The sequence below is a fragment of the Collinsella sp. AM44-11 genome (assembly GCF_003467145.1).
GTDB lineage: Bacteria > Actinomycetota > Coriobacteriia > Coriobacteriales > Coriobacteriaceae > Collinsella.
In genome coordinates, this window is the sequence record NZ_QSFE01000002.1 from 173,902 (window position 1) to 199,632 (window position 25,731).

At 61.0% G+C, this 25,731-nt stretch carries 23 protein-coding genes; 16 read left to right on the top strand and 7 right to left on the bottom strand.

Annotation, left to right across the window (positions count from 1 at the left end):
- Positions 1 to 24 precede the first annotated feature (24 nt).
- Positions 25 to 1,236 carry a tRNA preQ1(34) S-adenosylmethionine ribosyltransferase-isomerase QueA gene (gene queA, locus DW943_RS02145; protein WP_117639730.1) on the top strand — a complete coding sequence of 404 codons (1,212 nt, stop codon included), beginning with the start codon at positions 25 to 27 and terminating at the stop codon, positions 1,234 to 1,236.
- A gap of 332 nt (positions 1,237 to 1,568) precedes the next feature.
- Here queA and DW943_RS02150 read toward each other — a convergent pair whose 3' ends face one another.
- A complete protein-coding gene (locus DW943_RS02150; protein WP_117862048.1) occupies positions 1,569 to 3,332 on the bottom strand; it encodes a hypothetical protein in 1,764 nt (587 codons plus the stop codon).
- A 294-nt stretch (positions 3,333 to 3,626) separates the two neighbouring features.
- Between DW943_RS02150 and DW943_RS02155 the strand changes: the two genes are divergently transcribed.
- From DW943_RS02155 to DW943_RS02175, 5 genes are all read left to right on the top strand, one after another.
- Positions 3,627 to 4,427: an SDR family NAD(P)-dependent oxidoreductase gene (locus DW943_RS02155; protein WP_006235414.1), complete on the top strand. Its 801-nt coding sequence runs from the start codon at positions 3,627 to 3,629 to the stop codon at positions 4,425 to 4,427.
- 454 nt (positions 4,428 to 4,881) lie between these two features.
- The gene (tgt, locus tag DW943_RS02160) at positions 4,882 to 6,021 is read left to right on the top strand and encodes a tRNA guanosine(34) transglycosylase Tgt (protein ID WP_055250876.1); all 1,140 of its coding nucleotides are present in this window, start codon (positions 4,882 to 4,884) and stop codon (positions 6,019 to 6,021) included.
- Positions 6,022 to 6,234: 213 nt separating this feature from the next.
- Entirely contained in the window at positions 6,235 to 6,993 is a 759-nt protein-coding gene (locus tag DW943_RS02165) for a TIGR00730 family Rossman fold protein (RefSeq protein ID WP_117564470.1), read from the top strand.
- A gap of 113 nt (positions 6,994 to 7,106) precedes the next feature.
- Positions 7,107 to 7,406, top strand: a complete 300-nt coding sequence (locus DW943_RS02170; RefSeq protein ID WP_055250873.1) for a type II toxin-antitoxin system RelB/DinJ family antitoxin — start codon at positions 7,107 to 7,109, stop codon at positions 7,404 to 7,406.
- Positions 7,407 to 7,408: 2 nt separating this feature from the next.
- The gene (locus DW943_RS02175; protein WP_055250871.1) at positions 7,409 to 7,717 is read left to right on the top strand and encodes a type II toxin-antitoxin system YafQ family toxin; all 309 of its coding nucleotides are present in this window, start codon (positions 7,409 to 7,411) and stop codon (positions 7,715 to 7,717) included.
- Between the two features lie 93 nt (positions 7,718 to 7,810).
- On the opposite strand, the gene DW943_RS02180 is transcribed toward DW943_RS02175, so the two are convergent.
- Positions 7,811 to 8,671 (bottom strand): DegV family protein, encoded by an 861-nt coding sequence (locus tag DW943_RS02180; RefSeq protein ID WP_117735923.1) that lies wholly within the window; start codon positions 8,669 to 8,671, stop codon positions 7,811 to 7,813.
- Positions 8,672 to 8,794: 123 nt separating this feature from the next.
- On the opposite strand from DW943_RS02180, the gene DW943_RS02185 reads away from it, so the two are divergent.
- The 9 genes from DW943_RS02185 to DW943_RS02225 all read left to right on the top strand — a co-directional run bounded on the left by DW943_RS02185 (position 8,795) and on the right by DW943_RS02225 (position 18,369).
- Positions 8,795 to 9,490, top strand: coding sequence for an HAD hydrolase-like protein (locus DW943_RS02185; RefSeq protein ID WP_233543573.1), 696 nt, complete (start codon positions 8,795 to 8,797; stop codon positions 9,488 to 9,490).
- Between the two features lie 54 nt (positions 9,491 to 9,544).
- Positions 9,545 to 10,981, top strand: a complete 1,437-nt coding sequence (locus tag DW943_RS02190; protein ID WP_117862049.1) for a M20 family metallopeptidase — start codon at positions 9,545 to 9,547, stop codon at positions 10,979 to 10,981.
- Positions 10,982 to 11,300: 319 nt separating this feature from the next.
- Positions 11,301 to 12,239 carry a phosphate ABC transporter substrate-binding protein gene (locus DW943_RS02195; protein WP_117862050.1) on the top strand — a complete coding sequence of 313 codons (939 nt, stop codon included), beginning with the start codon at positions 11,301 to 11,303 and terminating at the stop codon, positions 12,237 to 12,239.
- Between the two features lie 25 nt (positions 12,240 to 12,264).
- Positions 12,265 to 13,173 (top strand): phosphate ABC transporter permease subunit PstC, encoded by a 909-nt coding sequence (gene pstC / locus DW943_RS02200; RefSeq protein WP_117862051.1) that lies wholly within the window; start codon positions 12,265 to 12,267, stop codon positions 13,171 to 13,173.
- Positions 13,166 to 14,092, top strand: a complete 927-nt coding sequence (gene pstA, locus DW943_RS02205; RefSeq protein WP_117862052.1) for a phosphate ABC transporter permease PstA — start codon at positions 13,166 to 13,168, stop codon at positions 14,090 to 14,092. Before pstC ends, pstA begins: the two co-directional genes overlap by 8 nt.
- Positions 14,089 to 14,961: a phosphate ABC transporter ATP-binding protein PstB gene (gene pstB, locus DW943_RS02210; protein WP_117862053.1), complete on the top strand. Its 873-nt coding sequence runs from the start codon at positions 14,089 to 14,091 to the stop codon at positions 14,959 to 14,961. Before pstA ends, pstB begins: the two co-directional genes overlap by 4 nt.
- 205 nt (positions 14,962 to 15,166) lie before the next feature.
- Complete coding sequence (locus DW943_RS02215) at positions 15,167 to 17,026, top strand: ABC-F family ATP-binding cassette domain-containing protein (protein ID WP_117862054.1); 1,860 nt, start codon at positions 15,167 to 15,169, stop codon at positions 17,024 to 17,026.
- A gap of 6 nt (positions 17,027 to 17,032) precedes the next feature.
- The gene (locus DW943_RS02220; RefSeq protein ID WP_117862055.1) at positions 17,033 to 17,803 is read left to right on the top strand and encodes a Cof-type HAD-IIB family hydrolase; all 771 of its coding nucleotides are present in this window, start codon (positions 17,033 to 17,035) and stop codon (positions 17,801 to 17,803) included.
- A 188-nt stretch (positions 17,804 to 17,991) separates the two neighbouring features.
- Entirely contained in the window at positions 17,992 to 18,369 is a 378-nt protein-coding gene (locus tag DW943_RS02225) for a metal-dependent transcriptional regulator (RefSeq protein ID WP_089572084.1), read from the top strand.
- A 221-nt stretch (positions 18,370 to 18,590) separates the two neighbouring features.
- Here the strand turns inward: DW943_RS02225 and DW943_RS02230 are convergent, their stop codons facing one another.
- The 5 genes from DW943_RS02230 to DW943_RS02250 form a co-directional block, all read right to left on the bottom strand.
- Positions 18,591 to 20,543, bottom strand: a complete 1,953-nt coding sequence (locus DW943_RS02230) for a heavy metal translocating P-type ATPase (protein ID WP_199572732.1) — start codon at positions 20,541 to 20,543, stop codon at positions 18,591 to 18,593.
- Positions 20,544 to 20,643: 100 nt separating this feature from the next.
- Entirely contained in the window at positions 20,644 to 20,862 is a 219-nt protein-coding gene (locus tag DW943_RS02235) for a cation transporter (protein WP_117862056.1), read from the bottom strand.
- 62 nt (positions 20,863 to 20,924) lie between these two features.
- Entirely contained in the window at positions 20,925 to 21,290 is a 366-nt protein-coding gene (locus DW943_RS02240; RefSeq protein ID WP_055252065.1) for a helix-turn-helix transcriptional regulator, read from the bottom strand.
- A gap of 389 nt (positions 21,291 to 21,679) precedes the next feature.
- Positions 21,680 to 22,801: a hypothetical protein gene (locus DW943_RS02245; protein WP_117817598.1), complete on the bottom strand. Its 1,122-nt coding sequence runs from the start codon at positions 22,799 to 22,801 to the stop codon at positions 21,680 to 21,682.
- Positions 22,802 to 23,441: 640 nt separating this feature from the next.
- Positions 23,442 to 24,410, bottom strand: a complete 969-nt coding sequence (locus tag DW943_RS02250; RefSeq protein WP_089572078.1) for a DNA polymerase III subunit epsilon — start codon at positions 24,408 to 24,410, stop codon at positions 23,442 to 23,444.
- 171 nt (positions 24,411 to 24,581) lie between these two features.
- On the opposite strand from DW943_RS02250, the gene DW943_RS02255 reads away from it, so the two are divergent.
- Positions 24,582 to 25,670: a putative manganese transporter gene (locus DW943_RS02255; RefSeq protein WP_117862057.1), complete on the top strand. Its 1,089-nt coding sequence runs from the start codon at positions 24,582 to 24,584 to the stop codon at positions 25,668 to 25,670.
- Positions 25,671 to 25,731 lie beyond the last annotated feature (61 nt).

Genomic DNA, 25,731 nt, shown 5'->3' on the forward strand with positions numbered 1-25,731 from the left:
ATATAAGGAGTATCCGACGTGTCTATGCGTACCGATGATTTTGACTACAACCTTCCTGAGGAACTGATTGCCCAGGCTCCTGCCGAGCCGCGCGACTCCTGCCGCCTGCTGGTGGTGGATCGCAAAGGCTCCCAGGCGGGGAAGCCGCTGGAGCACGGCGGTACCGTTGAGCACCGCATCTTCCGCGACATCATCGACTATATCGAGCCGGGCGATGTGCTCGTCATCAACAAGACGCGTGTGATGCCGGCCCGCCTGATCGGTCGCAAAGCCGGCTCGGGTGGCGTGGTCGAGACGCTGCTGCTCAAGCGCCGTGAGGATGTTGACCCGCTGGGCCACGTTTGGGAGTGCCTGGTCAAGCCGGGTAAGCGCCTGAAGCCCGGTGCTCAGATTGAGTATCGCGCCGGTGGCGCCCATGCGCCCGAGGGGGCTCCCGTGGTGCTGACGGCCGAGGTCATCGACTTTGTCACCGATAGCCGCGGAGGCCGTCTGGTGCGCTTTGAGCCGGCCGGCTGCAATGCCGCCGGCGAGCCGCGCACGCTCGACGAGGCCATTCATGCTGCCGGTCACGTGCCGCTGCCGCCCTACATTACCGATTACGAGGGCGATCCCGAGAAGTACCAGACCGTCTACGCCATGAAGGAGGAGCACTCGGCTGCCGCTCCTACGGCGGGTCTGCACTTTACTCCCGAGCTCATGGCCGCTATCGAGGCCAAGGGCGCGAAGTTTGCCGCCGTCGAGCTCGAGGTGGGCATCGATACCTTCCGCTTGGTGGAGGAGGACGACCCTACGCAGCACGTCATGCACACCGAGCGCTACCACGTGTCGCAGGAGGTTGTCGACGCCGTGCATAAGGCGAAGGCCGAGGGTCATCGTGTGATCGCCGTCGGCACCACCGCGGTGCGCTCGCTCGAGAGTGCGTTTGACGCGGACGCGCCGGTGTCCGATCCGGCTGTGACGGCGCGCTATTTTGAAGGCCGCGAGGACGGTGCCGACACGCTCGGCCGCGGCGACATCGTGGCGCGCGAGAACGCCACGACGCAGCTTTACCTCATGCCCGGCTCGACCTATCACGTGGTCGACGCGCTGATCACGAACTTCCACGTGCCGCGCTCCACGCTCATGATGCTCGTAAGCGCGCTTGCCACCCGCGACCAGATCATGGATGCCTACGCCGCTGCTATCGAAGAGCGCTACCGCTTCTTCAGCTTTGGCGACGCGATGCTCATTTTGTAGGTTACGGCGTTTTACAAACGCCGTAACCGGCCGACGCTGCAAACCCCCCTAAGCGGCAATCTGATGTTCAATCGTCGGGCATGACCAGAAGGTCAATGCCCCCCTCTTTCACGTCACCTTGCTCGCTCAGGGGCGTTTTCGCTGACTTTGCCAAAGCATCGGCAGGTACTCATTGGGGACGTACTTAAATGAGTGCCTGCAGAATGAGAGTGGATAATCTCCCGTTTTTGGCCTGCTTGGGGGCTCAAAGTGGGAGATTATCCACTCTCGTCATTGGGCTAGTCGTTGGGGACGTTCTTGTTTGACTAGTCGTTTAAGAACGTCCCCAATGACTACTTGCTTGCGAACAGCCAGACTAGGATGATCGCCAGGATTGCGGCGACGATGCAGACGATGGCGCCGGTGAATTTGATGCGTGAGTCGCGGGTACGTTCGCGCACCGCGTCCTCGGTGGCCTCGAGCTGGGCGACTTCTCGCTCGGTCTCGGCGTGTTCGGCTTTGTCTCGGGCCAAGGATCCTGCAAGCGACTCAGTGATCTCTGGGTGGTCGTGCACTTCGGTCGCCTGTTCGATGATCGACTGTGCATGTGCGGCATCTGCTTGGGCGTTGGCGATGGTCTGCTCCTGGTCGCGGCGTGCCTTGTCCTCGGCAGTGATCTTCTCGCGCAGTTCGCGCTGACGAGTCGCGGCGGCAGTCTTCGCCGTCTGCAGCTCGTCGCGCGCGGCATCGGCTTCGGTCGTCACGGCTTGGTGCGCGCGTTTTGCGTCGGCGATAGGGGCTTGAGCCTGCTCGACGGCCTGCTCGGCTGCGGCAAGTGAATGCTCAAGGTCGGCGGTGATGCGCGGGACATCTTCTTCGGCTTTACGCAGGGCATCTGCCGTGTCGGAAATCTGCATCGAGAGCTCGCTGGTGCGCACCGTATAGTTGGCGGGATTTGCCGAGGGATTGCGTTGCAGCTCGGCATACTCATGACGCAGCGTCTCGAGCTGGGCGCGCGTGGCGTCGACGGTTTGTTGTGCGGCGGCAATGCCGGCGTCTCGCTCTGCCTTCACCTTGTCGCGGATGCGCTTGGAATCCTCAAGACGTCGAACGAGGCGGTTGCCGGTCTCGCGCGAGCTCGCCTCGCGGGCCTCCACGGCATCGAGCGCGGCCTTCAGACGGAGCTCAGTCGCGTCATCCTCTGTCTTCATTTGTTCGAGCTGACCCTTGAGCTCTGTCGCTTTGGAGGCGTGGGCATCACGGTCAATCTCGGCGGCCGCTGCAGTCTTTTGGGCCGTGGCAATCGCCTGGCGCTGGTCGGCGACGATCTGGTCGTAGCGGCCTGCGATATCCTGGCGCGTCTCGAGTTCCTCGGCCTGATCGGCAATGCGCTGCTCAAGTTCGGCCAGGTGAGCGCGGGCATCGGCAAGTGCCTTTTTCGCGGCGTTCATCTCGCGCATGGCCGAGGCGCCCTGGGCGATAAAGGTGCCCACGGCGTTCGCAGTGTTCGAGACAGCGGTCCCCAGATCGCGGCTCGCGGCGGAGGAGTGCGGGGCGGTCGGGCGAGCGGTGTCGGCAGCGTCCGCATCGGCAGCCTGCGGCACGGCGATATTGCCGGTACCGCCCTCGATCACAGAAAAGCCTGCTGCGTGCGGGTCGACCGCATCGGCGCCAATCGTGGGATGCTCGAGCTGCAGAAACGAGGGCATGGTGCTGCCCTGGTCGGCAACCGGAGTCTCGCCGGGTACGAAGGTCGAGGCTGCCTCGGCGGCCTCCTCTTCCTCGGCGTCAACGTCAGCGTCGGCCACGGCGTCTTTCATCGCTTTGACGGCATCCATCATGGAGTCCATGACGGCGTCGAGCTCTTCTTCCGAAGAAACCTCGATAGGGCCCGCAGCTTGCGGAGCAGCATCCTGTACGGGGCGGTCGTCCTGAGCGGGCGCATCGTCGTTTTGCTCGTCTGCATCTTCGGCGCCAGGGGTTTCCGCCGTAGCGCTTTCGTCCAAGAATGGGCCGTCGAGGTCAATATCATCGCAGGTCACAGCGTCGGCATCTGCAGTGACGTCTGCGGAATCATCAATATGCTGTTGAGTCTGGGGGTCCAGCTCGTCTGTCATAGGCATGTGCTCCTCATCGTTGTTTGTCACCCTATGATAAAGTCTCGCGCCGACATCCCGCGCGCTGCAGCAAAGTTTCAAAACGTGTTCGATGGCTCGCGTCGATAGCAAAAACTCGGCCACTTTATCCAGTTTGTACTTGACATTCCCTTCGCCGAAAGACGTTGCGCCGTTCGCCTGCCATGGGCTTTATTTTTCACTTGAACCCGCTAAAGTTGCATTTCAGCTTTTGGCGCGTGAAGTTGGATGCGCGCAGTCGACGGGCAGGCCCGTCGCGATTTGAAAGGACTTTATATGGGACTTTTCACTGGTAAGACCGTGATCGTCACCGGCGGCGGCAAGGCCACGCTCAAGGACGGCTCCGCCGGCTCCATCGGCTACGGTATCGATATCGCTTTTGCCAAGGAGGGCGCAAACCTCGTCATTACCGGCCGCAACGTTGCCAAGCTCGAGGCTGCCAAGGAATCCCTCGAGGCCGAGTACGGCGTCAAGGTTCTGCCTGTTCAGGCCGATGTCTCGGCTGGTCAGGACAACGAGGCCGTCGTCCAGAACGTCATCGACAAGGCTATTGAGGAGTTCGGCCGCATCGACGCCGTCGTCAACAATGCTCAGGCCAGCGCCTCGGGTGTTACCATCGCCGACCACACCATGGATCAGTTTAACCTGGCCATTTATTCCGGTCTGTATGCCACCTATCTGTACATGCAGAAGGCCTATCCGCACCTGAAGGAGACCAAGGGCTCCGTGGTCAACTTTGCCTCGGGCGCCGGCCTGTTTGGCAACTATGGTCAGTGCAGCTATGCCGCCGCCAAGGAGGGTATCCGTGGTCTGACTCGCGTTGCCGCCAACGAGTGGGGCAAGGACGGCATCAACGTCAATATCGTTTGCCCGCTTGCTTGGACCGCCGCGCTCGAGAACTTCCAAGATGCCTATCCCGAGGCGTTCAAGGCCAACGTCCACATGCCGCCGGCAGGCCACTACGGCGACGTCGAGAAGGAAATCGGCCGCGTTGTCGTTCAGCTCTGCGGTCCCGACTTTAAGTATATGAACGGCGAGACCGTCACCCTCGAGGGTGGCATGGGCCAGCGTCCGTAGGGTTACGCGGTTTTACCAAACCGCGTAACGGGTCGACGCTGCGCGGTCACCAGGGCGACAACTTGTCATTCAAAGAGGGCGGCATGACCAGAAGGTCAATGCCGCCCTCTTTTCATGCCAATTTGTTCGCCCTGGTGACCGCTCGCTGACGTTGTCAAAACATCGGCGTTGCCAAAACATCGGCGTTGGCGTGGCTGGTAAATAGCTCCACTCATCGGGGACGTACTTAAATGAGTGCCCGCAGAATGAAAGTGGATAATCTCCCGTTTTTGGGCTGTGCTTTGGGCAAAAGTGGGAGATTATCCACGCTCATCCGGTAAGCGTCCAAAAATCCACGCTCATTTGCCGTGTCCCTGCCGTATCCTCCTCGCACCAGTTTCTGTCGAGTCGGTGCTTCTTGCGGGTTGCCCGTATAATGGTTTGCGTATGAACCGCAACCAAGGAGTTCCAGTTTATGGACCAGAACCTTTTTAAATTCGACCTGATTGCCGAGGATCCGACGACGCACGCGCGCGCCGGCGTGCTGCACACCCCGCACGGCGACATCGAGACGCCGATCTTTATGCCCGTGGGCACCAAGGCAAACGTCAAGGGCATTCCTACCGAGACTGTCAAGAAGCTCGGCGCCCAGATCGTGCTCGCCAATACCTATCATCTGTCCATGCGTCCCGGCGAGGATACCATCGCCGAGCTGGGCGGCCTGCACAAGTTCATGAACTGGCACGGCCCCATCCTCACCGACTCGGGCGGTTTCCAGGTCTTCAGCCACAACGATGCCGTCAAGCTCACCGATGAGGGCGTGCGCTTTATCGTCAACGATTACGACGGCCGCCACGTGTTTTGGACGCCCGAGGACAACATGGAAATCGCCATGAAACTCGGCTCCGATATCTGCATGCAGCTCGACCAGTGCCCGGGCTATCCCGCCACGCGCGCCTACGTTGAGCGCGCCGTTGAGCTGTCGAGCATGTGGGCCGAGCGCTGCTATAAGGCGCATACCCGCGATGACCAGGCGCTCTTTGGCATCGTTCAGGGCGGCATGCACCTGGATCTGCGCCTGCGTTCGCTGCGCCATCTGGAGGAGTGCGGCGACTTCCCGGGCTATGGTATCGGTGGCTATTCGGTGGGCGAGGATCACGAGACCATGTTCGAGACCCTGGCGCCGCTCGTGAGCGAGTACATGCCCAAGCATAAGCCGCGCTACCTGATGGGTGTCGGCAACCCGACCACGCTCGTGCGCGGCGTTGGCGTGGGCATCGACATGTTTGACTGCGTGCTGCCGACGCGCACCGGCCGTATGGGCACGGCATTCTCCAGCGAGGGTCGCCTCAACTTCCGCAACGCTCGCTTTGCGCACGACGACGGTCCCATCGATCCCACCTGCACCTGCCCGGTGTGCACGGGCGGTTACAGCCGTGCGCTCATCCGTCACATGGTCACGCAGAAGGAGATGCTCGGCGGCATTCTGCTTTCGATGCACAACATCTACTACCTGCTCAACCTTATGCAGCGGGCCCGCCAGGCCATTATCGAGGGCCGCTACGGCGCGTTCGTGAGCGACTGGATGAACAGCCCTGCGGCGGTGGATTACTAAGAGCAGCACGGGCGCTTGCAGAGCGCGGGCAACGGCAAGGGGCGAGCGCCGGCCGGTCATCACGTTTGCTAACACCGCTTGCGCGACCGATGACCGATAGCTTGCAAGCACTTGATGCATCGTGGGTACCATACCGAATAGTTGATGTTCGGGCGGGTGTTTGACGCATGGCGTCGACCCCGCCCGCTTTTCTTTTTCTCGATAGGAGTACCCATGATTAAGAATGAGAACGTCGAGGGCGAGCCTGCCTACGACGAGACGTACCGCCGCGGCCCCGTGGTCATGCGCGGCCCCATGATTCCCAAGGACAACACCTACGCCAACCTGCTGGCGCCCGAGGACTCGACCGACTGGTTGCACACCGACCCCTGGCGCGTGCTGCGCATTCAGGCAGAGTTCGTTGATGGTTTTGGCGCACTTGCCGAGCTTGGTCCTGCGGTGACCATCTTCGGCAGTGCCCGCACGCCCAAGACCGATCCGCTCTACAAGGCGGCACGCGCCGTTGGCCGCAAGATCGCCCAGCGCGGCGTGGCGGTTATCACCGGCGGTGGTCCCGGCGTCATGGAGGCGGCCAACAGGGGAGCGGCGAGCGCCAACGGCAAGTCGGTCGGCTTGGGTATCGAGCTTCCGCACGAGCAGGGGCTCAATAAATACGTGAACCTCGGCATGGACTTCCGCTACTTCTTTGTGCGCAAAACCATGTTCGTTAAGTACAGCTCGGGCGCCATCGTATTTCCCGGCGGCTTTGGCACGCTCGACGAGATGTTCGAGGTTCTCACGCTGGTGCAGACGCACAAGGTCAAGCGCATGCCGCTCGTGCTGGTGGGCACCGAGTACTGGCAGGGCCTATTCGACTGGCTCAACGGCCCGGTGATGAGCACCGGTATGATTAGCCCGCTCGATCCGGATCTGGTACACATTACCGACGACCTCAACGAGGCCGTTGACATTGCGCTCAGCGGGCTGATGTAGATCAATCGTGCCCACGCGACATGAATACGCATGGCAATCTGATGTTATCTAACATCAGATTGCCATTTATATTGGGTATACTGGTGTAAAAGACGAGGGCGAGGAGGTCGCAAATGTCTACAGCAACAGTTAAGCCTACGACGGTTCGAATCGAAGAGGGGCTCAAGGAGCAGGCGACTGAGTTCTTGGATTCGGTCGGCCTCAGCCTCAATTCCTATCTCAATCTTGCCGTTCGGCAGCTGGTAAATCAGCGAAAGATTCCTTTTGAGATTGTAGGAAGGGCGGAGGTGCCCAACGAGGTGACGAGGCGCGCCATGGTGATCGCCGAGGCTCATGAGCTGGGGATTTTGCCGGACGATAGCCTGTCATTCAATAACGCTGATGAGCTTATGTCATTCCTCGATGAGGAATAGCGATGTTCGAGATTAAAGTCGAGGCTCAATTTAAGGTGGACTACAAACGAACGATGCGCATGCATCCGCAGCTAAAAAGTGAGTTTAAAGCGGCGGTTGCAGAGCTTGTGGCTCATGGGTCACTTCCGGCGGAGTATGGCGCCCACGAGCTCTCAAACCCGGGCGGAAACTACAACGGCCACATCGATTTCCACCTATCCGATGGCTTGGTCGATGTGGTCGTTCTTTATCTTCCCCATAAGACTAACCCAGTGATTAGGCTGGTGAGAATGGGCACTCATCAGGAACTGTTTCAGGGTCCGCTGGGCTGATCGCCGATTTCTAAGTTGCGGTGGAATAGGGATTGATTTGCGGCTGATAAGCCAAAAACAGTTCCTATTCCACCGCAAGTGGTAAAGGTGCCCCTAGTGGATGGGCTGGTAGCGGGGGCAGTAGCTGATGGCGATGGCGTCGACGCCTACATGGGTGGCGATGGTGCAGCCGATGGGGCCGGTGCCGGCGTCTACGTAATCCTGGCCCGCGAGTGCCTCGTTGACAAGTTCCTGCTCCTCGGCGGCGCCGGTCGTGAGCACACGCACGCTTGAGCCCGGGTGCTCGTCCAAAAACGCGAGGCAATCTGCCATGGTGTTGGCGACGATGCGCTTGGCGCCGCGGCCCTTTTTGATGGCCTTGATCTCGCCCGATTTCCACTCCGGCGAAACGGCCAGGCGAATGTTGAGCATCTGCGTGAGCTGGCCGGCAAGCTTGGGCGCGCGGCCGTTCTTAACGAGGTTCTCGAGCGTGCGGGGAATCAGCAGCAGGTGGGCGTCGGGCAGGGCCGCGCGGATCTGCGCCTCGGTCTCGTCCAGGCTGCGGCCGTCCTCGCGCATAGCCAGCGCGTACTCCACCAGCAGGCCCTCGGCGCCCGAGCCGGTGCGCGAATCGATGCAGCGCACGTCGAGCTCGTGGGTCTCGGCGACCAGGCATGCGTTGGAATAGCAGGCGGACCACTCGCTGCACAGCGAGATAAAGATCGCGCTGTCGTGGCCATCGGCGCGTACGCGGTCAAACAGCGCCTTGAACTCGCCGGCGCTCGGCTGCGAGGTGTGCGGCAGCTGCTCGGAGCCAGCCATGCGGGCGACGTATTCCTCGGCGGTAATCTGCACCTGGTCGAGCAGGTCCTCGCCCTCGATAATCACATGCAGCGGAATCACGTAAATGCCGAGCTCTTGGGCACGGGCGGGGGAGATGTCCGACGTGGAGTCGGTTATGATGGCAAAAGACATAATTGCACCTTTCGTTGGGGCGCGGCAGCGCCGCCTTCTGAAAGCAAAGTGCGACAAGTATAGTGGAGTTGCTCTACATTGCTAGGTTCAATTGTTGAATAGTCAACAGTTTGAAGCGGTGGTGTGGAAATCATCAACTGGGGAAGAAGGGTGCCGATGGCGGCATTGCAACTTTGCGAGCGGCCGGTTGTGCTGTTCGATTTTGACGGCACGGTGGCCGATACGGGTCGGGCAGTGATGACCTCGACGCGCAAGACGCTGGCTGCGCGCGGGTTTTCGGAGACGCAGATGGGTGATCTGCGCCGCATGATCGGGCCGCCCCTGTGGAAGAGCTTTCACGACTTTTACGGCTTTTCCCGCGAGGAGTCGCTTGTGGTGGCCGACGAGTACCGCGCCTTTTTTGATGAGCTGGGACCGGAGGAGTACCCCGTGTTCGATGGGATTCCCGAGCTGCTGGATGAGTTGGCCGCCCGGGGCAAGCGTATGGCCGTGGCGACGTCACGCATGGAGGCCAAATGCATCGACATGGTGCATGAGCTTGGTCTTTCTCAGTTCGAAGCCGTGGTTGGCATGAATCCGCCGCAGGGGCGCGAGACCAAGGCCGATTCGGTTCGCGATGCCCTGGCGGCGCTCGGCGCGACGGCGGACGATGCCGTGATGATCGGCGATCGCTTTAACGACGTCGAGGGCGCGCACGCGATGGGCGTGCCGTGCATCGGCATCTATTCGGGCGCGGCGGCGCCGGGTGAGCATGAGGCGGCGGGTGCCGATGCAGTGGTGCACTCGGTGGCCGAGCTTGCTAAACTTTTCTCTATCTAGGAACTAAATGTGAGGGGCGGGTACGCTTGCCGCTCATTGGTAAGGAGGCAGTCTATGAATCAGGTGGAGCAGAGCGTCGCTGAGTATGTCGACGAGGTCTGGGAAGATGTCGTCGCCGATATCGAGCAGCTGGTGAGCTATCCGTCCGTGGCAGTTTCTGCCGATGCAGAGCCCGGCGCGCCGTTTGGCCGCCCGGTCCGTGACGCGCTCGACTGTGCGCTCGGCATCGCGCAGAAGCTTGGCTATCAGACGAGCGACGACGAGGGCTATGTGGGCATTGCCGATATCCCTGGCCGCGGCGACAAGCAGCTCGCGACCATCTGCCACGTGGACGTGGTGCCCGCCGGCCCGGGCTGGAACACCGACCCGTTTGCGATGGAGCGTCGCGAGGGCTGGCTGCTCGGCCGCGGCGTTATCGACGACAAGGGTCCGGCGGTGCTGTCGCTCTACGCCGGCGCCTATCTGCTCAAGCACGGCATTACCCCGCGCTATACTTTCCGCGCGCTGCTGGGCTGCGATGAGGAAGTGGGCATGTCCGACGTTCACCATTATCTGGAGAACCACGCAGACCCCGACTTTTTGTTTACGCCCGATGCCGAGTTTCCTGTCTGCAATGCCGAGAAGGGCCAGTTTGGGGCGACGTTCGTGAGTCCCAAGATCGACGGCGGGCGCATCGTGTCGTGGAGCGGCTCCGAGGCGAGCAATGCCATTCCGTCGCAGTCCATCTGCGAGCTCGCGATTGCCGCCGATGAGCTGCCGGCGCCCGTTGAGAACGCCGACCGCCTGGAGATCACGGCGCTTGATAACGGGCATGCGCAGATTTTCGCCCACGGTATTGGCGGCCACGCTTCGATGCCTGAGGGCACCATCAACGCCGTCGGGCTGATCGTGGCGTATCTGCGCGAGGCCGAGGACGCGTTTGGTGCACGCGACGAGCGCCTGCTGACGCCTGCCGAGCACGAGTTCGTCAAGTTCCTGGCCTTTGTGCATGCGGACGCCTATGGTCGCGGCCTGGGTATCGATGCGACGAGTCCGGCGTTTGGCCCGCTTACCTGCAACGCTGGCGTCATCCGCGTGGCGGATGGCCATATTGAGCAGGTCATCGACGTGCGCTTCCCCGACAGCACGAGTGCCGATACCATCCGCGAGCAGCTCGATCCGCTCGTGGGCCGTTTTGGCGTGACGTGCCGTGTGGGTCGTGCGAAGGTGCCGTTCTCGGTCTCTGCCGACGATCCGGCCGTGAAGGCGCTTATTGATACCTATAACGAGTTTACGGGCAAGCATGCTGAGCCCTTTGCCATGGGCGGCGGCACGTACGCGCGCAACTTTGCCCGCGCCGTCTCGTTTGGCCCCGAGGAGACCGGTCTGGAGCTGCCCGAGTGGGGCGGCCAGATGCACGGTCCCAACGAGTGCGCCAACGAGGAACAGCTCAAGCAGGCGCTCAAGATTTATATCGTGGCGATCTTACGTTTGAACGAGCTTGAGCTTTAAGGCTGCGGCGTTTTAACAACTTAGCACCCCTTTCGTCCGGGCTTTTTAAGTTGCGGTGGAATAGTTCCTAGAATGGGCCATTTGATGGCCAAGCAGGAACTATTTCACCGCAACTTTGTTTTTATTGGTGTAAAAGGCGGGTCATGCTTGGTGGCGGGTTTGTTATTCGTTTGTAAAGCCGAGCCGCGCTTGCGGTAAGGGTCTATCAAATGCCCGTAAGAAACCGCAGTTGGCGCGGGCGCTGCCCGATCGAGGCCGTATCTTTCCAAACAGCAAAGCGGGCAGGGTGCCCGCGAGTCGCATGTATGAAAGGAAGATCATGCTCGATCAGGCTTATTCTCGTCGTCAGTTCCTCGGCCTCGCTGGTGGTCTTGCCAGCATCGTCGGTCTCGGTCTCGTTGGTTGCGGCGGCTCAGGTGCCTCCGGCGCCGCTGACAAGGGTAGCGCCGCTGCTGCCGAGTCCGTCTCCGGCGAGGTGACCTACGACGGCGCTTCCTCGTTCCAGGCTCTCGTCGAGGCCGCTGCCGAGAAGTTCATGGATGCCAACCCCGATGTCTCCGTCTCCGGTTCGGGCAACGGTTCGGGCAAGGGCCTGACCGCTGTCGCCGCCGGCACCGTCACCATCGGCAACTCCGATGTCTTCGCCGAGACCAAGCTCGAGGCCGACCAGGTCAAGAACCTCGTCGACCACGAGGTCGCCGTCGTGGGCATGGGCCCCGTCGTCTCCAAGAACGTCAAGGTCGACGACCTGTCCCTCGAGCAGCTCAAGGGCATCTTCTCCGGCCAGATCACCAACTGGAAGGAGGTCGGCGGCGACGACGCCACCATCGTCGTCCTCAACCGCAAGGCCGGCTCCGGTACCCGCGCCACTTTCGAGGCCGCCGTCTTTGGTGACGAGGCCGTCGACTTTAAGGGCGACGCCGAGCTCGACAAGTCCGGCGACGTCCAGACTCAGATGGGCAGCACCGACAACGCCATCTCCTACCTCGACTTCTCGCACTTCGACGACTCCAAGTTCAACGCCATTAAGGTCGAGGGCGTCGAGCCCAAGAGCGCAAATGTCACCGACGACTCCTTTAAGATCTGGGCTACCGAGCACATGTACTGCGCGAAGGACGCCGACGAGGCCACCAAGGCCTTCCTGGAGTTCATGCTTTCCGACGACGTCCAGGGTAAGCTCGTCGAGGAGCAGGGCTTTATTCCCGTCTCTGCCATGAAGGTCGTCAAGGACGCCAGCGGCAAGGTCTCTGCTAAATAAGCAATCGCCCCCGGAAAGGTTTGCAATGGCAAAACAGCTGCCAAAGCGCGACCTTGAGAACGTGGGCCTGGGCGTCACGGGCGCGTGCGTAGCGCTCGTGACGCTTGTCGTTGCCGCGCTCATCTTTATGGTCGCCCAAAAGGGCCTCTCGGCTTTTCTCAAGGACGGCGTTTCAATCGTCGAGTTCTTCACCGGCACCAAGTGGGACCTGGCCAACACAGCCGAAAACGGCCTGCCCTACACCGGCGCCCTGCCCCTGATCGTCACCTCGTTTGCGGTCATGGTGCTCTCCACGCTCATCGCGCTGCCCATCGCCATCGGCTCTGCCATCTTTGCGGTCGAGATCCAGCCTAAGTTTGGCTCCAAGGTCTTTCAGCCGCTTATTGAGCTTTTGACCGGCATTCCCTCGGTCGTCTTTGGCCTGATTGGCTTTCACGTGGTCGTTGGCCTTATGAAGAGCGTTTTCCACGTGAGCACGGGTCTGGGAATCTTGCCCGGCGCCATCGTGCTGGCAGTCATGATTCTGCCGACGATGACCACGCTTTCGGTCGATGGCCTGCGCGCCGTGCCCGACAGCTACCGTCAGGGCTCGCTCGCACTGGGCTACACCCGCTGGCAGACCATCTGGCACGTGGTGCTCAAGTCTGCCATGCCGTCGCTCATGACCGCGGTCATCCTTGGCATGACCCGCGCCTTTGGCGAGACGCTTGCCGTGCGCATGGTTATTGGCGGCATCGAGGCCATGCCGACGTCGCTGCTGTCGCCGGCCTCGACCATTACCACCACGCTCACCACATCCATGGCGGTCTATGCCGAGGGTTCGGCCCAGGACGACGTCCTGTGGGCGCTCGGTCTGCTGCTGATGGGCATGAGCCTCATCTTCATCCTGATCATCCATCTCATTGGCCGCAAGGGGGCGAAGGCTCGTGGCTAGCACGCGCATCCATATCGACGAGACGAGACTCGGGCGCGTCCAAAAGCAGGACCGCATCGCCACGGGCGTGCTGACGGCGATCGCCGCCATCGTCATGCTCATCGTCGTCTCCATGGTGGCCTATATCCTGTTCGAGGGAATCTCGACGCTGTTCCAGCCGGGCTTTCTCACGCAGCCCGCGCGCGCCAACGGAACCCAGGGCGGCGTGCTCTACCAGCTGTTCGACTCGTTCTATCTGCTGCTGATTACCCTGATCATCTCGGTGCCCATCAGCCTGGGCGGCGCGGTCTTCCTGGTCGAGTACGCGCCCGATGGGCCCATCCGCGACATCGCCTCCACCGCCATCGAAACGCTGTCCTCGCTGCCTTCCATCGTCGTGGGCATGTTCGGCTTTCTGGTGTTCTCGGTGCAGCTGGGCTGGAAGTACTCCATCATCTCCGGCGCCGTCGCGCTCACCATGTTCAACATCCCCATCCTGGTGCGCGTGATTCAGCAGGCGCTCGAGGACGTGCCGCAGGCCCAGCGCGATGCGTGCCTGGCTATGGGCCTCACCCGCTGGGAGGCCACGCTGCACATCCTGATTCCCGAGGCCATGCCCGCCATCGTGACCGGCATCGTGCTTTCGGCCGGCCGTGTGTTTGGCGAGGCCGCGGCGTTGCTCTTTACCTCGGGCATGAGCTCGCCGGTTCGCCTGAACTTCTTGAGCTTTAACCTGTCGAGCCCCACCTGCGCCTGGAACGTGTTCCGTCCCGGTGAGTCGCTTGCCGTGCACATTTACAAGATCTATGGCGAGGGCAGCCCTGAGGCCCAGCAGATCGTCTGGGGCACCGCGGCACTGCTGATGATTTGCGTGCTGCTGTTTAACGTAGTTGCCCGTATCGTGGGCAAGCAACTGGCAAGGAGGATGACGGCCGAATGAGCGAGATGAATGTAACGCCCGCAACCGAGGCGGCATCGTCCGACACCCAGGACTTTTTGTCGAGCGTGGGGGAGAGCGAGAAACGTGTTCGCGTGAGCGGCAAGGCCGTGAGCGACGAGGTCGTGCTCTCCACCAAGGACGTCAACGTGTACTATGGTGACCATCATGCGCTGCACGACACGTCGCTCGACTTTCACAAGGGCGAGATCACGGCGCTCATCGGGCCTTCGGGCTGCGGCAAGTCGACCTTCTTGCGCAGCCTCAACCTCATGAATCGCGAGATTCGCGGCTGTCGCGTGGAGGGCGAGATCAACTACCGCGGCCGCAACGTGAACACCAAGACCGAGAACACCTACGAGCTGCGCCGTTCCATTGGCATGGTGTTCCAGCAGCCCAACCCGTTCCACAAGTCCATTCGCGACAACATCACGTTTGCGCCCAAGCGCCACGGCATCACCGACCGTGACGAGCTCGACCGCATGGTCGAGGAGAGCCTGCGCGGCGCGGCGCTGTGGGACGAGGTCAAAGACAAGCTCGACAAGAGCGCCTACGCGCTTTCGGGCGGTCAGCAGCAGCGCCTGTGCATCGCGCGCACGCTGGCGCTCAATCCCGACGTGATCTTGTTTGACGAGCCCTGCTCGGCGCTCGACCCCATCTCGACGCTGGCGATCGAGGACCTGATGTCGTCGATCGTGGCCGACCGCGCCATCGTCATCGTGACGCACAACATGGAGCAGGCGTCGCGTGTGTCCAACCGCACGGCGTTCTTCTACATGGGCGATATGGTCGAGTACGACGAGACCGATGAGATTTTCCAACGGCCCAAGGATAAGCGGCTGAATGATTACCTCACCGGCATGTTCTCCTAGTCCGGGACATGCTTGAGGCCCGCGGCGGCCATGGTTGCCGTGGGACTGATTGGAGAGGCGGGTCATCTCTTTTGCGAGATGGCCCGCCTTTTTGCTCTGCGACCGAAACGACCACCACAAAGGGGACAGGCGCCTTCGTAGTGGTTTGGGGTGGGGCTCGCTGCTATCATGGACAACGTTGAATTTCTACGAAGGAGCAGGGCATATGGCGATTCTTTTGGGATGCGATTCCATCAGCCTAGAGTTTCCCACCAAGCATATTTTCGATAGCGTGACGCTCGGCGTGGGCGAGGGCGACCGCATTGGTATTGTCGGTAAAAACGGCGACGGCAAGTCGACGCTGCTGAGCGTGCTCGCCGGCACGCTGGAACCCGACGACGGACGCGTGACGCACCGCCGCGGCACCACGATCGGACTGCTCGGCCAAAAGGACCAGCTTGTCGACACCGATACCGTACATCATGCCGTTGTGGGCGACACGCCCGAGTACGAGTGGGCCTCGAGCCCCCGCACGCGCCAGATCCTGGCTGGCCTCATTAGCGATGTGCCCTGGGAGGGCACGGTGGGCGAGCTTTCGGGCGGTCAGCGCCGTCGCGTGGACCTTGCGCGCCTGCTGATCGGCGACTACGACGTGCTCATGCTCGACGAGCCCACCAACCACCTGGACATGCGCACCATCAACTGGCTCGCGCGTCACTTAAAGGCCCGCTGGCAGCGCGGTCAGGGCGCCATGCTCGTGGTCACGCATGACCGCTGGTTCTTGGACGAGGTCTGCACCAGCATGTGGGAGGTCCACGACGGCCAAGTCGACCCCTTCGAGGGCGGCTACTCGGCCTACATCCTGCAGCGCGTGGAGCGCGACCGTATGGCCGCGGTTACCGAGGAACGCCGTCGCAACATGGCGCGCAAGGAGCTCGCGTGGCTGAGCCGTGGCGCCCAGGCCCGTTCCACCAAGCCCAAGTTTCGCGTGGAGGCCGCCCGCGAGCTCATCGCCGACGTGCCGCCCGTGCGCGACGAGCTGGAGCTCAAGCGTCTTGCCGTGAGCCGCCTAGGCAAGCAGGTTATCGACGTGATCGACGTGGACGCCGGCTATGCGGATGCCGACGGCGCGCCCAAGCAGGTGCTCTCCGATGTGACCTGGCTTATCGGCGCGGGCGACCGCTATGGTCTGCTGGGTGAGAACGGTGCCGGCAAGTCGACCTTGCTCGACGTGATCCAGGGCAAGATCGCGCCCCTGCGCGGCCGCGTGAAGATCGGCCAGACGGTGCGCTTTGGCGTGCTGTCGCAGCAGCTCGAGGAGCTCGAGCCCTACATGGGTGACACGATCCGCGAGGTTCTGAGCAATTATAAGAAGTATTACGTCATCGACGGCAAGGAGACCTCGCCCGAGAAGCTTTGCGAGCGCCTGGGCTTTACGACGCAGCAGCTCTGGAGCCGCATCGGCGATCTTTCGGGCGGCCAGCGCCGTCGCCTGTCGCTGCTGCTGACGATCCTGGACGAGCCCAACGTGCTTATCCTGGACGAGCCGGGCAACGACTTGGATACCGACATGCTGGCGATTGTCGAGGACCTGCTCGACGGCTGGCCGGGCACGCTGATCCTGGTGACGCACGACCGCTTCTTGATGGAGCGCGTGACCGACCAGCAGTGGGCGCTGCTTGACGGTCATCTGACGCATATGCCCGGCGGCGTCGACCAGTACCTGCGCCTGTGCAATGCCACGGCCGAGGGCGAGCCCGTGGGTGCGCCGAGTGCCAAGACCGGCACGTTCGACACCGGTGCCGCGGCAGCTGCGGCCGAAAAGCCCAAGACGAGCGGTCAGCCCAATGGCCTTTCCAACGCCGAACGCCAGAAGCTCCGCCGCGAGGTGAGCTCGCTCGAGCGCAAAATGGAGACGCAGCGCGCCCGCGTGGAGGAGGCCGAGGCCGCGATGGCCCAGGTCGATCCCACCAACTACACGGCGCTCGGCGAGCAGCAGGCAAAGATCGACGAGGCCCATGCCGCCATGGACGAGCTGGAGATGGCGTGGCTCGAGGCGAGCGAAAAGCTCGAGGGCGAGGAGTAAACGAGGATGATCAAAGCCGCGTTTTTCGATATCGACGGCACGCTGCTGAGCTTTAAAACGCATCGGATTCCGGCGTCGGCGCAGCAGGTGCTCGACAGCTTTCATGAGCAGGGTATCGCGTGCGTGATCGCCACGGGCCGTCCGACCTACCAGATGCCGGACTGGCTGTTCGACTTGGGCTGGGATGCGTACATTACGCTCTCGGGCCAGCACTGCTTTGATGCCGAGGGCGTCTACCGTAGCTGCCCGATTGACCCGGACGACGTTGCGGTGATTGTGGACCAGGTGGCCGAGGGGTGCTACGACTCGCTGTGCATGCAGGGCGAGAACTCGTTTGTGAACTGCCTGTCCGAGCGCGTGGTGACGGCCGGCAGCAACGCGGGAATCGTCTACCACAAGGAGCCGTTTGAGCACGCTTTTGACGCGCCGGTTTACCAGTTCTGCGCCTTTGTGGACCCGGCCGACGAGCATATCGTGACCGATGCCGTGTCGCATTCGCTCACTACGCGCTGGTGCGATCTGTTCTGCGATATTATCCCTGCCAACGGCGGTAAGGACTTGGGCGTGGCGGCGACGCTGGAGCGCCTGGGTGTCGACGCGAGCGAGGCGATTGCCTTTGGCGATGGCGAGAACGACCTGTCGATGTTCTCGGCCGTGGGCACAAGTGTGGCCATGGGCAACGCGCAGGAGACCGTGAAAGCTGCAGCGACCTATGTGACGACCGCCGTGGATGACGACGGCATCTACAACGCCGCCAAGCACTTTGGGCTGATGTAACTGCGGACCGGCACCCGGCGCCTGGGGACACTCCTTGCGGGGCGTCCCCATTTTGTTTTCGTCCCGCACGTTTTGTGAAACACGGCTAACTTTTAGGCAAAGTAGTAAGACATGGGCAACTTTTGCGGTAAAGTAAATCAAGCAAAAGTATCCAAAGGCTAACTAGAAGCCATCGCGAAAGGCGGCCCATGGCCCTGCGTGAATCCGGAGAAGACTATCTCGAATCGATCTACGTTCTATCGGAACGTCAGGGCATCGTGCGCTCGATCGACGTTGCCGAATACTTGGGCGTAACCAAAGCAAGCGTCTCTAAAGCCATGGCGGCCTTGGAGAGCACCGGCTACGTGGAGATGGGCAAACGCGACGTGCATCTGACGGAACGCGGTCTTGAGGTTGCCCGTCAAATGTGGGAGCGCCACTGCTTTTTCGTGGGGCTGCTGGAGGATGCGGGTGTTTCGGCTGAGGTCGCGTCGCAAGAGGGCTGCCACATGGAGCACTGCCTGAGCGAGGAAAGCTTTGAGAAGCTGAGGGCGATGCTGGGACGGGACAGCGACCGGGACCAGTAGCCCCGCCAACCAAGTCCAACTCAGACAAGGAACCCCGCCAGCAAGCGATGCCCAAGAACCGCCAGCAACGTCACCGCAGGCCGGGGCCGGGCTTGGTTTTGAAAACATTCCGCAGCGCGAGGCCCGTCTTTCCGTTGCCCCGCAGGAGCAGGAAAGACGGGCCTCATGCGCGAGGACGTTTTCAAAACCAAGCCCGGCCCCGGCCGGAGGGACCACAGGCGCTACAGGTTCTTGACACCCATCGCGCGCATGGCGTTCAGGATGGCGATGATCGCCACGCCCACGTCGCCAAAGACGGCAAGCCACATATTGGCGATGCCGAGCGCCGCGAGCACCAGGATCAGCAACTTAATCCCCAACGCAAAGATGATGTTCTGCCAGACGATCATCATGGTCTTGCGCGCCACGCGGATCGCGCGGGCGATGTTGGACGGTTTGTCGTCCATCAGCACAACGTCGGCGGCCTCAATCGCGGCGTCGGACCCCATGGCGCCCATGGCAATGCCCAAATCTGCACGGGTGAGCACGGGCGCATCGTTGATGCCGTCGCCCACAAAGGCGAGCTTGCCCTTGCCGCTTTCGGCCGCGAGCAGCGCTTCAACACGCTCGACCTTGTCGCCCGGCAGCAGCTGCGCGTGGAACTCGTCGAGCCCCAACTGTTCGGCAACGGACGCAGCCACTTCCTCGCGGTCGCCTGTGAGCATGACGGTACGGTTGATGCCAGCGGCGTGCAGGTCGCGGATCGTCTGCTCGGCATCGGCCTTAATGGTGTCTGCAATCACGATGTGGCCGGCATAGATGCCATCGACGAGCACGTGGAGGATCGTGCCGACAACCTCACAGTCCGGCGCTTCAACGCCGGCCGTGGCGAGCATCTTGGCGTTGCCGACGACGACATGCTTGCCGTCGATGATCGCCGTCACGCCGTGGCCCGCGTCATTGGCGGAATCTGTCACGCGCTTGGGGTCGAGCTCGCCCTGGTAGGCGGCGCGCACTGACTGCGCGATAGGGTGATCGGAGAACGACTCGGCAAGGGCGGCGACTTCGAGCAACGACTGCTCGGTATAGCCAGCCTCGGGGTGCACCGCGACGACCGAGAACGTGCCGTTGGTGAGGGTGCCGGTTTTGTCGAAGACGACGGTGTCCACGTCGGCGAGCGTCTCGAGGTAGTTGGAGCCCTTGATGAGAACGCCCAGCTTTGACGCGCCGCCGATGCCGCCAAAGAAACTCAGCGGCACGCTGATCACGAGCGCGCACGGGCAGCTGACGACTAGGAAGGTCAGACCGCGCAGAATCCAGTCGGACCAGGCACCGGTGACCAGGCCGCCGCCGAGCGCGAGCACCGCGGCAGCGCCGGTGACGGCGGGGGTGTAGACGCGGGCGAAGCGCGTGATGAAGTTCTCGGTGCGCGCCTTCTTTTCGCTGGCATTCTCCACGAGCTCCAGGACGCGCGCGACGGTGGACTCGCCAAACGGCTTGGTGGTGCGCACGTGGATGAGGCCCGTTATGTTGATGCAGCCGCTGATGATATCGTCGCCGGACTTGGCGGGGCGGGGGACTGACTCGCCCGTGAGCGCGGCGGTGTCGAGCTGGGTTTCGCCCTCGACGATGACGCCGTCGATAGGCACGCGCTCGCCGGGCTTGACCACGATCACGGTGCCGACGGCGATGTCATCGGGAAAGACCTGTTCGAGTGTGCCGTCGGCTTGCTCGACGTTGGCGTAGTCGGGTGCGATGTCCATCATGGCGCTGATCGACTTGCGGCTCTTGCCCACGGCGTATGCCTGGAACAGCTCGCCGACCTGGTAGAACAGCATGACAGCGGCGCCTTCGGCCATGTGCGGGTCGGTATCGGGGAAGAGCACCATGGCAAACGCGCCGATGGTCGCGACGGCCATGAGGAAGCTCTCGTCGAAGGCCTTGCCGCGGCGGATGTTGTTGAACGCCTTCTGGAGCACGTCGTAGCCGGCAATTAGGAACGGCACCAGGAACAGCACGAAGCTGGCGTAGATGTTACCCGGGGTGCCGAATGCGGCGGCGAGGGTGCCGAGCTCATCGAGGGCGTACACCACGGCAAAAATGCCCAGCGCTACCAGGATGCGGTTGCGCTTATGCTCGAGCGACTCTTTTTTCTTACGCTTCTTCTTTTTCTTCTTGGGGTCGGCGGTGGCCATGACTCGTATCCTCCCATTTGAATGTATGAACACTCGCTCATATAATTTCGCGAGCAAAGGCCGCGGCAAGCGCGGCCTTGCAGGTTGGCGTAAACCTGGGCTAGAGAATGATCTCGCAGTTCGGCTCGGCGTCGGCCGTAAACTCTACAACGCGGTTGAGTATCTCGTCGAACTCGGCGTCATCGGCCTCGAGCGTCAGCTTCTGGGTCATAAAGTTGACGGACACGGATTTGACGCCCTCGAGCTTGGCCAGCTCGTCCTGAAGCTCGCGCGCACAGTTGGCGCAGTCGATCTCGTCGAGCTTAAACTGCTTTTTCATGGTGGGTTCCTTTCCCTGTTTTGCGGCTTGGGTGCAGGCCGCGCTGGTACCGTGGTTGGTTGCTATTCGCAGATATGACTCATGCCCTGGTTGAGCATGGTGTAGACGTGATCGTCGGCAAGCGAGTAGAGGATGTTGCGGCCGTCGCGACGGAACTTGACCAGGTGCGACTGCTTGAGCGTGCGCAGCTGGTGCGATACTGCCGACTGCGAGGTTGCGGTCGCCTCGGCGATGTCGGCCACGCAGAGCTCGCGGCCCATGAGGGCATAGAGGATCTTGATGCGTGTGGTGTCGCTGAAGACCTTGAACAGGTCGGCCAGGTCGTACAACAGCTCCTCGTCGGGAAGGTCCTCGGGCGAGCAGGTGGTGGGGACGATCGGCTCGGTGGCCTCGATGCCAGTCTTTGTTTCATCAGCGTGGCTGCTCATTGCAACATCCTTTCATATGAACATGCGCTCATATAAATTACTTCCGATTATATGAGCGCATGTTCATATGTCAATACAATTTACGTTAACTTCGATGACTGCTTGCCGCCTCTGCGATTTTCTGCGGGTTGGGAGACATCGACGCAATGCTCGCCAACATATTTCGAGATGTTCGGCCAGCATGCTAAGAAAGCCACCTTGAGAAGCTTTAGGACTGTTCATATTTGTACTTTATCGTGTTAAATACAGCGAGAATCAGTTCTTCCTCTACGGGAGTTCCTGCAGAATCAGTTTTATCTAAAGTTATATTGAGCATTGCTGCAGCCAATCTGGCACATCGGTGGCCGAATAAGTCGAAAAATGTAGGTGGACATCCGCAGAGATCGCCTTTAGAAGAGCGAATTCTCAATTAGATCAATAATCGTGTCGTCTTCCGTGCGGTTTTCATCGATTTTTGCGAACATGTCGCATTCCCAAGGCCCATTGATTTCCTCAGCAAGGGCCCCGACGTGTTGCATGTCGTCGGGTTCTGGCACATCGTTGATGCTCGGGTCATCAGCTTGCGGATATTGGCTTGCAATTTCGCGCTTGGCGGCCTCTTCTTCTTTGAGTGTCTCCAGGACGCGGCGGCCGTATTCGAAGTAGCGCCGCAAGACAAATTGACGAAGAGTTTCTTGCAGGATGGCGAAGTTATCCGGGAGTCGACCGGGCCATATCTTCTCGCGAATGCGAATCGCTTCCATGACCCGCCTAAAAGCGGACTGCTTGAAAAACGAATGACGACTAACTGTGATAACGGCATATCCCATGTTTCGCAGCGTGTTTCGGCGTTCCTCGTCAATTGATTGCTGTTCGGGCTCGTCGTGGTAAAAGCCGTTGTATTCGATATCGGTCATCGAATTTTCGAGCAGCGCGTCGAGGTAGAAAACCGTCCGTCGCGTTAGGGCGGCGTATCTTTTGGGGACTGGGATCGGATAGTCCGTTTTGATAGCGCGTATGGCTAAGCCACCCATTGACTTGGGCATTGTCAGCATCATGACAAACGCCGTTTCGAGTGGGGAGCGACAGCCTTCGCGTACATAAGAAAGTGCCTTAAGTGCTTTATTAGATCCACGATACCCCGATGCCTCTGAAAAGAAGGCTCTGAGCTCTTCAACGCTGGTTAGGGCTGGGCGCTCGCGATATTGAGTTTCGTCGGACGTTCCAAGCGCGTAGGAGCCGCAGATTTCAAAGTAATACTCAACGAGCTCCGAAAGGTTGAGGTCGGCTGCTGCTTCTAACGCGCACAGCTTGATATCGACGATGTAGACGTTCGGCTCGAGTTCTAGGTAGCTTTCTGCATCAAACGTATAGCGCGTGCAGTGGCAGATGCAGCCCTTGCGGTGCCTTTTGGCATTATTGGAAAACGTCAGCACATGGATGCTTTCAGAATCGACATTCTTTCTGTTGAGCCATGCTCGCGCCGCTTCCAGGTTGGACGTGGTCGGCGCAGACACCTTGATCTTTTCCATAGATATGGGATCGGTCGCGTGGCTTGCGAGCGAGTTGACTGTTTGGTATACAGCGCGTGCCGTGGTATGTGACAGAACGATTCCCATACGCGCATGATGGCATAGCGGACGCCATATACGCTCGAAACTTCGGGCAACGGTATTGGGGCGCGGCTTATCTTCTGCGAACGGTGGGTTTTTGAGCTGTCGTATTGAGGGGGGGCAGCTTCGGCTGGGGAGGTTTCTGTCGGCTGCCCCATTTTGGTGAACTTTAGTTGCGGATTCGTAGCTTCTAAGCGTTTTTGCCGACCGCTCAGATGCCTCACCAACATAATTTGAGTTATTCGGCCTTATCCTATACGAATGGTGCGATCGCAACGTCCTATTCGAATTGATTCAGGTAGATTTATAGGGCTTGGTTGCGAAATTGGGGCGACTATAGCGCTCGATTGCGGTTCAAGGGGCCTTGACTAGTGGTTCAGCTGGCCGAACAACTCGAAAAATGTAGGTGGGCCAACCTGCCGACTATGTGAAGCACGCGTATTTGCTCGTTTTGATGAAAACTAGGGTGCAGCCATAAGGCTGCGCCCTAGTTTACTGCGTGCCGGTGTGCCCAGACGGATTGCGCTGTGCCTGGCAGGCGCTCCCGCAGATGGATCGGTTATTTCGCGAATAGGTTCTTGAGGTTGAACTCGGCTTGGACGGTGCGGAGCATGAGGTCGGTGTCGTCCAAGCCCAGGTGCTGCTCGTTGGCGTCGGCGGCGAGGGTTCCACGGCGGCGCGCCCAGTTCTCGAGCGCGGCTGGGGCGGACTCGCGGGGGAGCGAGCGCACGTCGGCGTCCAGGCTGCGGCAGATCTGGCGCGAGTCGATGACGATGATCTTGCCGGCGCGGCGTGCCTCGGCGTAGCCGTCCAGGTGGATCTTGAACCAGCTGTCCTCAAAGGCGGCATTGTGTGCCATGTACGGGTACTTCTTCATAAGCTTGAGCAGCTGCTTTTGCAGCTCTTTGTTCTCGCGGAACGGCTTTTTGCCGTCGATGTCGTCCCAGGTGATGTGGTGGATATTCGACAACGGCACATCCTCGCCGCGGTAGATGTCGGGCAGGCCGCAGTAGTGTGCCTCGGCGTCATGCGGGACGGCGTCGCTGGTGAGCTCCATGATCTCCCAGCCCACGTTGATGATATAGCCGCGCTCGGGTGCACGGCCGGTGGTCTCGATGTCGATACCGAGCACGGTGCCCTGGATGGGCTTGCGGGCGTAGGCCACGCCGAGCGCGTCGCGGTCGCCGCGGATTTCGCGCATAACGGACGCGGCGGTGCGCTTTTGCATCTTGCCGATGGCGGCGCAGGTGTCGGCATCGGACAGGCCGCGCGAGAGCGTCGCGGGCGTCACGTTGCGCAGACGCGCCTCGCCAATCTGGTCGCACAGGTCGCGGTTGCGGTCGGCCAGGTCGCGCACGGTGGCAAAGTCGAAGCCGGGGTCGCCCTCGGCGGTAAAGTACTCGGTCTCGAGCACCTTGAGGGCCTCCTCGCCCTTCTGGCGCTCGGACTCCATGGCGCCGTGGTCGCCGTAGATAAACATGGGGATAAACGGCTGGCGCTCGTATTCGAGTGCTTGCGATACGTTCATATGCTACTCCTTGGACGGGCCGCGTTGTGCGGCTCGAGGTTACTGAGTTATGGCGAGATGATAGTTTACCATAGGCAACTATTGGCACCGCGCCCGGGACAACTACAATACCCTAGTTGACCGCTAGGACTTTTACAATGCTGCCGAAAGACACGAAAGGTTCCATCCGTCATGGATTTACTGATTGATATTCTGCTCGACGCCGGCAAGGACACGCTGTCGCTGGTGCCGTTTTTGTTGGTGACGTATCTTGCTCTCGAGACACTTGAGCACGTTGCGGGCGACCGCGTCAACGGCGCTATCAAGCGCGCCGGCGCTGCGGGTCCCGTGGTTGGCTCGCTGCTGGGCATGGTGCCGCAGTGCGGATTTTCGGCCATGGCAGCAACGCTGTACGCCGGCCGTGTCGTGACCTTGGGCACGTTGGTGGCGGTGTTCCTTTCGACCTCCGATGAGATGCTGCCGCTGTTGCTTGCCGAGCAGGTTCCCGTGCAGACTATGGCGATGCTTTTGGCTTCGAAAGCGCTGATCGCACTGGTCACGGGTTTTATCGTGGACGCTGCCATTCGCGGCCTGCGCCGTAACGCCCGCGCGCACGCGGCGATTCGCCGTACCGTGCTGGGAACCGCGGCCAACCCGGCCCACGTGAACTGCGCGCACGACGACCACAGCGGCGGTGACATCATCGACGAGGTGGCCGAGGCAGGCGTGAGCGCCGACCACATCCACGAGCTGTGCGAGCGCGACCATTGCGGTTGTGATGAAGACGAGGACGAGCACGAACACGGACATGGCCACGATCACGGTCATGAGGGCGAACATGAACACCATGATGGTCACGGTCACTCTCACTCCCACGAAGGGACGCCTGTCCTGTCGATCATCCGCAGTGCGATCTCGCACACCGTGCAGGTCTCGGTATTCATTTTTCTGGTGACGCTGATTCCGGTCGCCGTGCTCGAGACGTTCGGCGAGTCCGCGATCGAGCAGTTCCTGCGCGGCAACGAGACACTCGCTGTCCTGGGTTCGGCGCTTGTCGGGCTGATTCCCAATTGCTCGGCGAGCGTGGTCATTACACAGCTGTATCTGGAAGGCGCGCTGCAACTGGCGCCGATGCTCGCCGGCACGCTCATTTCCGCCGGCGTGGGTTATCTGGTGCTGTTCCGCACCAACCGCAGCGCCCGCGAAAATGCCGTGTTCCTGATCATGATGTACGTCATCGGCGCTGGCTGGGGCCTCATCCTCTCCGCCGTTGGCCTCTAAGTAGGCCTAAAAAATGGGCTTCAAATAGCCATGCTCAGCGCCTGCGCAATGCGGCGACGCA